Source organism: Streptacidiphilus anmyonensis (assembly GCF_000787855.1).
Lineage (GTDB): Bacteria > Actinomycetota > Actinomycetes > Streptomycetales > Streptomycetaceae > Streptacidiphilus > Streptacidiphilus anmyonensis.
This window is the reverse complement of record NZ_BBPQ01000001.1, coordinates 206850-218612: the sequence shown is the minus strand read 5'-3', so window position 1 is coordinate 218612 and position 11763 is coordinate 206850. Positions and strand designations below refer to the sequence as shown.

11 protein-coding genes and 1 tRNA gene are annotated in these 11763 nt (G+C 71.1%); 4 read left to right on the top strand and 8 right to left on the bottom strand.

Going from position 1 to position 11763, the window contains the following annotated elements; genetic code table 11:
* Positions 1 to 53: 53 nt before the first annotated feature.
* From TR50_RS00965 to TR50_RS00955, 3 genes are all read right to left on the bottom strand, one after another.
* Positions 54 to 485, bottom strand: coding sequence for a hypothetical protein (locus TR50_RS00965; protein WP_042412567.1), 432 nt, complete (start codon positions 483 to 485; stop codon positions 54 to 56).
* A 113-nt stretch (positions 486 to 598) separates the two neighbouring features.
* Positions 599 to 3151 carry an ABC transporter permease gene (locus TR50_RS00960; RefSeq protein ID WP_042412565.1) on the bottom strand — a complete coding sequence of 851 codons (2553 nt, stop codon included), beginning with the start codon at positions 3149 to 3151 and terminating at the stop codon, positions 599 to 601.
* A gap of 24 nt (positions 3152 to 3175) precedes the next feature.
* Complete coding sequence (locus tag TR50_RS00955; protein WP_084699616.1) at positions 3176 to 4006, bottom strand: ABC transporter ATP-binding protein; 831 nt, start codon at positions 4004 to 4006, stop codon at positions 3176 to 3178.
* 272 nt (positions 4007 to 4278) lie between these two features.
* Between TR50_RS00955 and TR50_RS00950 the strand changes: the two genes are divergently transcribed.
* A tRNA-Leu gene (locus TR50_RS00950) sits at positions 4279 to 4360 on the top strand.
* A gap of 58 nt (positions 4361 to 4418) precedes the next feature.
* Here TR50_RS00950 and TR50_RS00945 read toward each other — a convergent pair.
* Entirely contained in the window at positions 4419 to 4637 is a 219-nt protein-coding gene (locus TR50_RS00945) for a DUF4287 domain-containing protein (protein WP_439654183.1), read from the bottom strand.
* Positions 4638 to 4777: 140 nt separating this feature from the next.
* Between TR50_RS00945 and TR50_RS00940 the strand changes: the two genes are divergently transcribed.
* The gene (locus TR50_RS00940) at positions 4778 to 5065 is read left to right on the top strand and encodes a hypothetical protein (RefSeq protein ID WP_042412557.1); all 288 of its coding nucleotides are present in this window, start codon (positions 4778 to 4780) and stop codon (positions 5063 to 5065) included.
* A 202-nt stretch (positions 5066 to 5267) separates the two neighbouring features.
* On the opposite strand, the gene TR50_RS48085 is transcribed toward TR50_RS00940, so the two are convergent.
* The 3 genes from TR50_RS48085 to TR50_RS00925 form a co-directional block, all read right to left on the bottom strand.
* Positions 5268 to 6008, bottom strand: coding sequence for a hypothetical protein (locus tag TR50_RS48085; protein ID WP_042412556.1), 741 nt, complete (start codon positions 6006 to 6008; stop codon positions 5268 to 5270).
* 285 nt (positions 6009 to 6293) lie between these two features.
* Positions 6294 to 7514 carry an acetyl-CoA C-acetyltransferase gene (locus TR50_RS00930; protein ID WP_042412554.1) on the bottom strand — a complete coding sequence of 407 codons (1221 nt, stop codon included), beginning with the start codon at positions 7512 to 7514 and terminating at the stop codon, positions 6294 to 6296.
* Between the two features lie 108 nt (positions 7515 to 7622).
* A complete protein-coding gene (locus TR50_RS00925; protein WP_084699615.1) occupies positions 7623 to 8768 on the bottom strand; it encodes an SGNH/GDSL hydrolase family protein in 1146 nt (381 codons plus the stop codon).
* Between the two features lie 380 nt (positions 8769 to 9148).
* Here TR50_RS00925 and TR50_RS00920 point away from each other — a divergent pair, with 380 nt between their 5' ends.
* Complete coding sequence (locus TR50_RS00920) at positions 9149 to 10540, top strand: cystathionine beta-synthase (protein ID WP_042412551.1); 1392 nt, start codon at positions 9149 to 9151, stop codon at positions 10538 to 10540.
* Positions 10541 to 10966: 426 nt separating this feature from the next.
* On the opposite strand, the gene TR50_RS00915 is transcribed toward TR50_RS00920, so the two are convergent.
* On the bottom strand, positions 10967 to 11218 hold the full coding sequence (locus tag TR50_RS00915) for a hypothetical protein (protein ID WP_042412548.1): 252 nt from the start codon (positions 11216 to 11218) through the stop codon (positions 10967 to 10969).
* Positions 11219 to 11316: 98 nt separating this feature from the next.
* Here TR50_RS00915 and TR50_RS00910 point away from each other — a divergent pair, with 98 nt between their 5' ends.
* Entirely contained in the window at positions 11317 to 11640 is a 324-nt protein-coding gene (locus TR50_RS00910; protein ID WP_042412545.1) for a hypothetical protein, read from the top strand.
* Positions 11641 to 11763 lie beyond the last annotated feature (123 nt).

Here is an 11763-nt window from a genome sequence, read left to right as displayed (position 1 = left end):
ACCGCTGCCGTAAGCGCCCCCGCCCGTTCCCACGGGCGGGGGCGCTGGCACGTTCAGGGGCGGAGCTCCACCGTCCCGACGGCGGCGACGAGTTCCACGGGAAGCTCCTTGTCCCACTGCCCGACGGCCAGAGCCAGCCAGCGGGTGCCGCCGCGCGGCGTCCACACCTGCATGCGGCCGACGTACTGGCTCAGGAGATCCAGAGGCTCGGGCACGTGCTCACCCTCCAGGCCTGCCCGCAGGAACGGCAGCAGATCGACGGCGCCCGGCTCCCCCCACCGCGCGGTGAGGGTGGCCGCCAGGGCGGCAAGCTCCGCCTCGAACTCCGCGTAGGCCGCGCTGGAGGCCGCGTCGTCGACGTCGTCCCAGAACTCCCGGCTCTGGCGCAGTGTCAGCACCAGATGGCCGGGTCCGCTGCTGCCGTCCTTGGCCGCTGCCTGCGGGAAGGGCTGAGCCAGGAGCGCGTCGATCGCGGCGAGGGTCATGCCCGGACAATACGAGGTCGCGCTGACACGCCAGGGGGCGCGGGAACGAGTCCCGCGCCCCCTGGGGGTGCTGTGGCGGTGCTGTTGCGACGGTCCGTCAGTCCGTCAGTCCGTCAGTCCGTCTTGATCGCGCCGAGGATGTCGAGCCTGGCGGCTCGGCGGGCGGGCCAGAGGGCGGCGAGGAGGCCGACCGTGGCGCCCAGGGCGATGAAGAGGGCGAGGCGGCCCCAGGGCAGGGCCGTGGTGAGGCCGGAGAGGCTCGACTTCAGCAGGCCGTTGGCCGCCCAGGCGAGGAAGGTGCCGATGGCGACGCCCATCGCCGCGCCGAAGACCGCGATGACCACGGACTCCAGCCGGACCATCTGCTTGACCCCGCGACGGTCGAGCCCGACCGCCCGCAGCATGCCCAGCTCGCGCTTGCGCTCGAAGACCGACATGGCCAGCGTGTTGACCACGCCCAGGATGGCGATCAGGACCGCCATGCCCAGCAGCGCGTAGAGGATCGTCAGCATCATCGAGATCAGCGAGTTGAACTGGTCGACCATCTGCTGCTGCGACTGGATCTTGACCAGCGGGTTCAGACCCGTGGCGTCGCGCAGCGACTGCTCGTTGGCGGCCGAGGCGCCGCCGTCCATCTTGACCAGGACGACGTTGTAGTACGGGGCCAGGGTGTGGCCCGCCAGGGCCTGCTCGCTCAGCAGGGCCGGGCCGAGGAGGCCGCTCTTCGGGTAGACGCCGCCGACCGTCAGCCTGCCGGAGGTGCCGTTCGGGTAGGCCACCTGGACGGTGCTGCCGACCGAGACGTTCAGGGTCTTGGCCTGGTCCGTGTCGATCAGGAGCTGACCCTGCCTGAAGGCGTCGACCGTCCCCTGTGTCAGGTCCGGTGCGACCAGCTGGTCGAAGCTGCTCGCGTCGTAGCCGCTCAGCGAGAGGTCCTGGCCGTCGACCTTGAGGTACTGCGAGTCGCCGGCGCTGGCGGCGGTGACGCCCTTCGCGGACTTCAGCTGCGCGAGCAGCTGCGGCGAGACCCGGTCGCCCAACTGCATGCCGACCGCGTAGTCCGCCTTCATGTTGGCGGTGACCTGCCTGGTGATCGTGGTGCTGATCGACGTGCCGATGACCGTCAGCGCGGTGATCAGCGTGACGCCGATGGTCAGCGCCGAGGCGGTGGCCGCGGTGCGGCGCGGGTTGCGGATGGCGTTCTGCTTGGCGAGCGTGCCGCTGATGCCGAACAGGCGCCGGAACAGCGGACCCGTGGCCGCGATGATCGGTCGCGACAGCAGGGGGGTGAGCACGAAGACGCCGAGCATCACCAGCAGCGCGCCCAGCGCGACCGGCATCCGGCCGGCGCTGCCGCCCTGGGAGACGCCGAGCAGCACCACGCCCACGCCCAGGCCCGCCAGCACCAGACCGATGGTGTTCCGCACCACCAGGCTCTTCTGCGAGACCGGCTGGTCGTTGCTGCTCATCGCCGCCACCGGGGGGACCCGGGAGGCGCGCAGCGCCGGGAAGAGCGCGGCGAGCGCGGTGACGACGGTGCCGACCGCGAGCGTGATCAGGACCGTCGACGGAGTGACCGTCAGGCCGCCGCCGGGGAGGTTGCCGCTGGAACCGGCCCAGGCCTTCAGCGCCGCGCCGATGCCGACGCCGGCGCCGAGACCCGCCACGGACGCGGTGAGGCCGACCAGCAGCGCCTCCAGCAGCACCGACCGCCGCACCTGCTTGCGGCTCGCGCCGAGGGCGCGCATCAGGGCCAGCTCGCGGGTGCGCTGCGCGATCAGCATGGTGAAGGTGTTGGAGATCAGGAAGATCCCGACGAACAGTGCGACGCCCGCGAAGAACAGCAGCGCCGTCTTCATGTTCTTCGAGTCGTCCTCGACCATCTGCTTGGCGTCGGCGGTCAGGGAGGCGCCGGTGTGCAGGGTGATGTTGCCGCTGTGCGGAACGACCTGCCCGATCTGCGACTCCAGCGCCTCCTGGCCGGTGCCGGGCTTGGCCAGGGCGTCGATCCAGCCGTACTGGCCCGGCGCGGTGTAGAGCCGCTGGGCCGTCGCGGTGTCGAACAGCACCAGCGAACCGCCGGAGCTGAGCGCCGGGTCGTCGGAGGTGAAGATGCCGGAGACGGTCAGCTTCATGACCGGGCCGTTGACGGCGACGCGGATCGTGTCGCCGACCTTGAAGCCGTTCTTCTGGGCGGTGCGCTGGTCGACGGCGATCTGCGTGGAGGTGGCCGGGCCGGAGCCCTGGGCCATCGGGTAGCGCGTGTCGGCGCCGTCGGCGCCGGGGCTGAAGTTGGCGCCCTGCGTCTCGCCGCGCCCGCCGATCAGGTTGCCGTTCGGATCGGATATCCCGGCGAAGCCCTCGACGGCGCCGACCGCGGAGGCGGTGCCCGGCAGGGCGCGGATCTGGCGCAGCGTCGCATCGGTCAGCGGCTTGGCGTCGCTGGTGTTGTCCTGGGCGCTGCGGTCCTCACCGGCCGCGCTGTTCTCCACGCGGACGGAGACGTTGTCGTAGTTGTGCGAAAGGCTGTTCTTCAGCGCCGTGCTGACCGAGTCGGAGAAGACCAGGGTGCCGGCCACGAAGGCCGTGCCCAGGACGACGGCGAGCATCGTCATCAGCAGCCGCCCCTTGTGGGACAGCACGTTGCGCAGTGCGGTCTTGAACATGAGCTCTTCGATCCCCGTCGTCGCTCAGCTGGTCCGGCCCTTGGCGTCGAACCGGCGCATGCGGTCCAGGACGCCGTCGGCCGTGGGGGCCTGGAGCTCGTCGACGATGCGCCCGTCGGCGAGGAAGACGACGCGGTCCGCGTAGGAGGCGGCGACCGGGTCGTGGGTGACCATGACGATGGTCTGGCCGAGCTCGCGCACGGAGGAGCGCAGGAACCCGAGGATCTCCGCGCCCGAACGGGAGTCGAGGTTGCCGGTGGGCTCGTCCGCGAAGATGATCTCGGGCCGCGAGGCCAGCGCGCGGGCGCAGGCGACGCGTTGCTGCTGGCCGCCGGAGAGCTGGCTGGGCCGGTGGCCCAGGCGGTCGGCCAGGCCGACCGTGGCGATCACCCGGTCCAGCCAGACCTTGTCGGCCCTGCGGCCGGCGATGTCCATCGGCAGGGTGATGTTCTCCAGCGCGGTCAGCGTCGGCAACAGGTTGAACGCCTGGAAGATGAAGCCGATCTGATCCCGGCGCATCTTGGTGAGCGCCTTGTCCTTCAGGCCGTTCAGCTCGACCTCGCCGATCCGGGCCGAGCCGGAGCTGACGCTGTCGAGGCCGGCCATGCAGTGCATCAAGGTCGACTTGCCGGAGCCCGACGGGCCCATGATGGCGGTGAACTCGCCTCGGTAGAACTCCACCGAGACGTGGTCCAGAGCGGTGACGCGGGTGTCGCCGGAGCCGTAGACCTTGGACAGGTCCGAGGCTCGAGCTGCGGCGGTGCGCAGAGCAGTGGTGGTCACGGTGGGACTCCGAGGGTCGGAACGGGCTGGTGCGAGAGCAGGAGTGCGGCCGACGACTGACCGCCTCTTCATCCTCTCGGCCGTTACCGGCCCGGAAGTCGGCCCGAAGCACGGACCGTTGCTCCTTCCCCGGTATGACACCGTCTCCGACTCCTCGGGGACGTCTCGGGGCCCTTCTCAGGGTCGCTCTTGGGGGGCAGCACGCACCGCGGTGCCTGCGCGCCGGGCGCACGCCCCCTCCGAGCTGCACTGACGTATTGTCAGAGTCCGGTAAAATGAGCCAACTTCCCGACATCCGTGCACGAGCGGTGCACAGCTCCGGATAGGCTTTGCCTCGGGAATACGCCCGGATGGTGGAACGCAGACACGGCGAGCTTAAACCTCGCTGGCCGGGAGGCCGTGCCGGTTCGAGTCCGGCTCCGGGCACGGGTCCGCGAACTGGTCTGACATGCTCAGGCCACTTCGCGGACCCGCAAGCCCCTCCCTACATGCGTGCGGCGGCCCGGCGCAGGTCGTACTCGTGGACGAGCGCCTTGGCGTAGCCGTACGAGATCTCGTACTCGCGCCGGAGCCACTCGATCTTCTCCTCACAGCGGTGGAGCCCCGGCCCTTCGGCCACGGCGTGAAGCCAGTCGTCGATGCTCCGGCCCGTCACGACGGGGATCCGGGAGATCAGGTTCTGATGGGTCTCTGCGGAGTACATGAGGGTCACTGGGCGCCTCCGATAGAGCGGTCCGTTTCACGACTGTGCCGCAGGGGCCGAGGCTTGGCAACAGTCGGCGTCGAGGCTCCCGTACCCGGTCGCGGGTGCTCTCATCCGTGATGCGCGGATACGCTCGGCGCATGCCCGATCCCACACCACTTCTCGCCGCCGCCGAGCGTTTGGCGGACCGATTCCGCGCGATGCCGCAGAGTTCACTCACGCGTCAGGCCCCGGCGGGCCTGGAACTCGCCCGCAAGCTGGCGCGGGCGTCCGGGGCGGCCGCGGAGATTCCCGACGCCGGGGCGTTCGTGGTGGGGGATCAGATCGCGGTGGCGGCGCACGACCTGGCGCTCACGCTCGCCACGACGGAGGGTCCGGATGCGGACCGGATCCTCGCGGACGCGCTGAGGGCCATCGCGGAGTTCTAGGCAGCACGCCGAGTGTCGCTACCCAGGGGCGCGGGGCTCTGCCGATGTGCGGCTCGTTCGCGCGGGCGCGAGCAACCACCGGCGTGGGGACGGCCCTGTTGCCGGGGGCATCCGCACAACGGTGGTTGCTCGCGCAGTTCCCCCGCAGTTCCCCGTGCCCCTGGGGTTCGCACCTGTGCCTCCGCGCGGAGGCACACCGGTCTCAGAGGCTTGCGACCACCCGGTCGGCGAGGACGTAGACCGTCTCGTCGTCCGAGAGGGCGAAGGTCAGGGCGTGGGCGCCCGGGAGGCGCGAGGTGCCCAGGAGGCGGACGGGAGTGCCGGAGGCGACCGCCTCGCGGATGAGGGCGCCGGTCTCCGCGTCGCCGGGGGCGACGCACAGCGTGGTCTCGTCCTCGAAGACGTAGACGTCGAGGGTGCCCATCGGGCCGGGGCGGACGTCCTTGAGGGCGGTGCCGACCTCGACGAGCTCGAGCAGGCGCAGGTCGGTCCACTCGGGGGTCGGCGTCGGCTGCGGGATGAAGCCGGGCTCGGCGGGGTGGCTCGGGCGGGCCACCCGATCACCCTCGGTGATCATCTCCTCGAGCGCGGAACGCAGCGCGTCCGCGAACTCCGGGTCCATTTCCCCGGACTCGTCGATGAATCCGCGGGGAGCCGGCAGGAAGAGCGTGTTCTCGGCCACGAGGGCGTCGAGGCTTTCGACGGCCTCGATCTCCTCGGGAGTCACGGAATCCTCTGCGGCGCGGGCCTCCTGTTCGGCCCAGAAAGTGCGCGCCTCGGCTATCTCACGCTCCCGGTCCTCGGCGAGTGCCACGGCCACGGCGCGGCGGACGGTGGACTCCAGGTCCGACTCCAGGCGGCGCCGCATGGCACGCACGGACAGCAGCGTGGCCACGGCGAGCACGGTGACCAGCGCGAGCACGGCGAGAAGGAGGACGGTCACGGGGGCACCCCTTGCGAGGATCTGAACAGGCGGTCACCCCAACAGTGCCGCACCGAGGCAAATCCCGGCAGGGCGTAATGCCCTTTTCATCTGTGACGTCCGACATTGTCGAGCTTTTCCGGAGAACAATTCTCTACGGAATGCGACCGGGTGATCGCGCTCTGTCGACCGAAGATGAAGGGAAGATAAAGAAAACGGGTTGGGTCGCGGCGGAACGTGACCCAACCCTTACCCGTCCGCTATTGGCCCAAACGGGTCATCGTGAAGTTCTTCTGAGAGCCCGGCTCAGCTCAGGCGCTCGATGACCATGGCCATGCCCTGCCCGCCGCCGACGCACATGGTCTCCAGGCCGAACTGCTTGTCGTGCCACTGGAGCGAGTTGATCAGCGTGGTGGTGATGCGGGCGCCGGTCATGCCGAAGGGGTGGCCGACCGCGATCGCGCCGCCGTTGACGTTCAGCCGGTCCAGGTCGATGCCGAGGTCCCGGTAGGAGGGGATCACCTGGGCCGCGAAGGCCTCGTTGATCTCGACCAGGTCGATGTCCGAGACGGACAGCCCCGCGCGCTTCAGGGCCTGCTTGGAGGCCTCGACCGGGCCGAGGCCCATGATCTCGGGGGAGAGGCCGGAGACGCCGGTGGAGACGATCCGGGCCAGCGGGGTCAGGCCCAGCTCGCGGGCCTTGGTGTCCGACATGATGACGAGCGCGGCCGCGCCGTCGTTCAGCGGGCAGCAGTTGCCGGCGGTGACCAGGCCGTCGGGGCGGAAGACCGGCTTGAGGCCCTCCACGCCCTCCAGGGTGACCCCGGCGCGCGGGCCGTCGTCCTTGCTGACGACGGTGCCGTCCGGCGTCGTCACCGGGGTGATCTCGCGGGCCCAGAAGCCGTCCGCGATGGCCTTCTCGGCCAGGTTCTGGCTGCGGACGCCGAACTCGTCCATGTCGCGGCGGGTGACGCCCTTGAGCTGGGCGAGGTTCTCCGCGGTCTGGCCCATGGCGATGTAGACGTCCGGCACCAGGCCGTCCTCGCGCGGGTCGTGCCAGTCGTCCGCGCCGCCGGCCGCGCGGGCCTCGGTGCGGGCCCGGGCCGCGTCGAAGAGCGGGTTCATGGTGTCGGGCAGGCCGTCCGAGCTGCCCTTGACGTAGCGGGAGACGGTCTCGACGCCGGCCGAGATGAAGACGTCGCCCTCGCCCGCCTTGATCGCGTGCAGCGCCATGCGGGTGGTCTGCAGCGAGGAGGAGCAGTAGCGGGTGATGGTGCAGCCGGGCAGGTGGTCCATGCCCAGCTGCACGGCGACCACGCGGCCCAGGTTGTAGCCGGCCTCGCCGCCGGGCAGACCGCAGCCCAGCATCAGGTCGTCGATCTCGCGCGGGTCCAGCTCGGGAACCTTGGCCAGCGCCGCGGCGACGATCTGCGCGGTCAGGTCGTCCGGACGGACGTCCTTGAGCGAGCCCTTCCCGGCCCGGCCGATCGGCGAACGGGCGGCGCTGACGATAACGGCTTCGGGCATCGTGGCTCCTGGAGATGCGGAAGGGGGTGGCCGGCAGGCCTGCCGCGCGGAGTCGGAGACAGGCCTGCCAGAAAGCTACTCCCAGGTAGGGGTCTCGTCAGCGCTCCGTCACTGTGAGCTGTCTGACGTAGACAGGGCAGGGCCGACGGACGTCGCGCCGCCCTCCGACAGCGGCTCGGCGGGCTCGGCCGGCTCGGCGTCACCCTCGGCGCCCGCGCTGCCGTCGACTCCGCCGTCGACTCCGCCGTCGACCCCTCCGCCGACCCCGTTGCCGACCCCGTTGCCGACCCCGTTGCCGACCGCGCTGAGCGGACGGCGGGCCCGGCGCAGCAGCTGGGCCCAGTGGCCTGCCGGGGCGACCTCGGTGCCGCCGTGGGAGGCGGCGACCGCGGCGGCCTTGGCGAGCGAGTGCAGACCCTCGCCGCGCTGCTCGGAGGGGATCTCCGGCCAGACGCCGAGCGCCGCGCAGAGCGTCGGCAGCATCGCCATCGCGGCGGTCGCGTAGCCCTGGGCGGAGGGGTGGTAGCGGTCGGAGGCGAACATCTCGTGCCGGCCGCGGAACTCCTGGCCCAGCAGGTCGCCCAGGGAGACGCTGCGTGCGCCCGCCTCGACGACGGTGATCGCCTGGGCGGCGGCGAGCTGGCGGCTGGCGCGCCGGGCCAGCCAGCGCAGCGGCGGGCGGACGGGCTCGATGGTGCCGAGGTCCGGGCAGGTGCCGACGACCACCTCGGCGCCCCGGGCGCGAAGCTGCTTCAGTGTGTCGCCGAGCAGGCGGACCGCGGTGGCGGGCTTGGTCAGCTGGGTGACGTCGTTGGCGCCGATCATGATCAGGGCCAGCTCCGGGCCCTCCGGGCCGACCGTCCTGAGCAGCACGTCCATCTGTCGGGCCAGGTCCTCGGAGGTCGCGCCGTTGGCGGCGACCACGAAGAGGTCGACGGGTCGTTCGGCGACGGAGGCGATCCCCCCGGCCAGCAGCGCGCCCGGGGTCTCCCGGCCGCGGTCCACGCCGAAGCCGGCCGCGGTGGAGTCGCCGAGGACGGCGAAGCGCAGCGGCCTGGCGTCCGCGGCGGCGAAGGCGGTGCCGTAGCGTCCGTCGGCACGCGGCGGCTCGCCCTTCAGGGTGTCCAGTTGGTGCTCCGCGATCTTGGCCTCTGCCAGCAGCACACCCACGAGCCCCACGCCGATGAGGCCGATCCCGCCACCGCCGTACGCCGCGGCCGCGGCGATGCGTCGGGCAACTCGTGCTCGTGACATGACCACCCCCAAGTGGGTAGGGCCCAGACCCTCCGGGCCGCTCGTGGCGGTCCCGGTGGAACCCGGGGCATCTGCATCACTGCGTCAATACCCGGTAACGCCGGAGGACGCGCTCGTGTTTCAGCCGCGCCAGCGGCATTCCCGCCAATTCGGCCGACACCCTGCCACCACGCGCCACGCCGTGCCTCCACCGCGCCTCGGCCGCGGGTGGCGTCGCCCGCCGCGTCGCCCGGAGTCACCCGGGACACCGCGGTGACACCGCAGGACGGGAGCCGACCGCGCCCTGGACCGAGTCTCCCGCATTACGCTGGCACCCGCGGAGTCGACAAACCGTGCGCTCCGCATATTTCCCTCACACCGCCACACCGCGGAGGAACCCGTTGCGGTACCACGACTCGATCATCGACCTGGTCGGGAACACCCCCCTGGTCAAGCTGAACAAGGTGGCCGAAGGCATCTCCGCCACCGTCCTGGCCAAGGTGGAGTACTTCAATCCCGGCGGTTCGGTGAAGGACCGCATCGCGATCAAGATGATCGAGGCCGCCGAGGCCTCCGGGGCGCTCAAGCCCGGCGGCACCATCGTCGAGCCCACCTCCGGCAACACCGGCGTGGGTCTCGCGATCGTGGCCCAGCAGAAGGGCTACAAGTGCATCTTCGTCTGCCCTGACAAGGTGTCCACGGACAAGATCAACGTGCTGCGCGCCTACGGCGCCGAGGTCGTGGTCTGCCCGACCGCGGTCGCGCCCGAGCACCCGGACTCCTACTACAACGTCTCCGACCGCCTGGTCCGCGAGACGCCGGGCGCCTGGAAGCCGGACCAGTACTCCAACCCGAACAACCCGGCCTCGCACTACGAGTCGACCGGCCCGGAGATCTGGGAGCAGACCGGGGGCCGGATCACCCACTTCGTCGCGGGTGTCGGCACCGGTGGCACCATCTCCGGCACCGGCCGCTACCTCAAGGACGCCTCCGAGGGCCGGGTCAAGGTCGTCGGCGCGGACCCGGAGGGCTCGGTCTACTCCGGCGGCACCGGCCGCCCGTACCTCGTCGAGGGCGTCGGTGAGGACTTCTGGCCCACCGCGTACGACCGCACCGTCGCGGACGAGATCGTGCCGGTCTCGGACAAGGACTCCTTCCAGATGACCCGCCGCCTGGCCAAGGAGGAGGGCCTGCTGGTGGGCGGCTCCTGCGGCATGGCCGTCGTGGCCGCATTGGAGGTCGCCAAGCGGCTCGGCCCGGACGACGTCGTCGTCGTGCTGCTGCCGGACTCCGGCCGCGGCTACCTGAGCAAGATCTTCAACGACGAGTGGATGCGCGACTACGGCTTCCTGGAGGAGGGCGGCGACGAGGCGCACGTCGGCGACGTCCTGGCGCGCAAGGACGCGCTGGAGCACGAAGGCATCCCGCAGTTCGTCCACGTGCACCCCAACGAGACCGTCGGCGAGGCCGTGCAGATCCTGCGCGAGTACGGCGTCTCGCAGATGCCGGTCGTCTCCCCGGGGGCCGGGCACCCGGACGTGATGGCGGGTGAGGTGATCGGCTCCATCGTCGAGCGCGACCTGCTGGACGGACTGTTCGCCAAGCGCTTCGGCCTGGAGGACACGATCGGCACGCACATGTCCGCGCCGCTGCCCGTGGTCGGCTCCATGGAGTCCGTCAGCAGCCTGATGAGCGTCCTCGAGCGGGCGGACGCGGCGGTCGTGCTGGTCCAGGGCAAGCCGCAGGGCATCGTCACCCGTCAGGACCTGCTCGCCTTCATGTCGCGGAAGTAGGTTCGCGTAAGTAGGTCCAATTGGTACGTAGGCGTCACGTACCGGCAGCACGTGGTTAACAACGCTCCGGCATTGTTCTTGTCAACGGCAAGAAGCCGAGCGTGGTGACAGCGGGGAATGGAGCGGCTCCCGGACTCCGCAGTCACCAGGACGCGTCGGGCGGCCCTGACCCGGCCGGCCGCGTCCAGCCCGTGGGGAACGCCGTCGTCCCGCCCCCGTCGTCACGACGGGGTGCGGCGCCCCGCGGCACCAGCTCCGCGTTCCCGGGTGGGGGAACAGGACGGAGACAGTAGGGTCGGCCCTTCGGGGCCGGCCCTACTGGTGTTTCTACGCGCGTGCCGGAGGCCGTCGAGGGCCCCGGGTCCCCGGGCCCCCGACCTCACCGGTTGTCGGGGTCGTCGTCGGGGTGCCGTCGGCGGAGCGTCGTCAGGGAGTCGCGCGGCGGCGGGCGATCACGATCCCGGCTCCGGCCAGCAGGCAGCCCGCTCCGCCGACCAGGTAGGGGGTGCCGTCGGTACGCGCCGAACCGGCCGCTGTGAACGCGGAGTCGCCGCCCGCCGAGGTGTGAACCGGCGTCACCGGCGAGGCGCCTGACGTCGTGTAGGGACTCACCGCGAGGGTCAGCGCGGTGCCGATGCCGGCTGCGACGGCGGTGACGGTGAGATGACGGCGACCCACGGGCGCTCCTACTACGTACGACGGCCGTGACGACGGCTGCTTCGCGCTGGTCCGGACGATGCTAATCACCTTTGGCGGCCTTTGGATAGGCTCGGCCCATGACTACTGAGAGCGGCTCGCCGCGGTACATCCGGCTTCAGATCGAGCTGATCGCCGAGATCGTCGACGAGAAGGCGCTCCAGGCCGCGGCACTGGAGCAGGTCGAGAGCGACGAGTACCTGGAGGACGACGAGCGCGCCGAGGCGCTCGAGGCGATCAACCTCGACCCGAGTGGCTCGGTCGCGCACTTCATCGACCCGGTCGCGATGCTGGAGAACATCCCCGGCGTCGAGCTGGCCGAGGCCGGCTGGGAGACGCAGCCCGTCGACTACGACGCCGAGACCGAGGACTGGGAGCCGTTCGAGGCCGGCACGGAGGAGTGACCCACCGGCGGCATGCGGTCCGCCGTGCCGTCCGGCGGCCGGTCCGGCGGGCGGTTCCACGAGCCGGGGCGTCCTGACCATCCGCCAGATGAGTGGCGTCCGAGACGTCCGAATTGGGCGTTA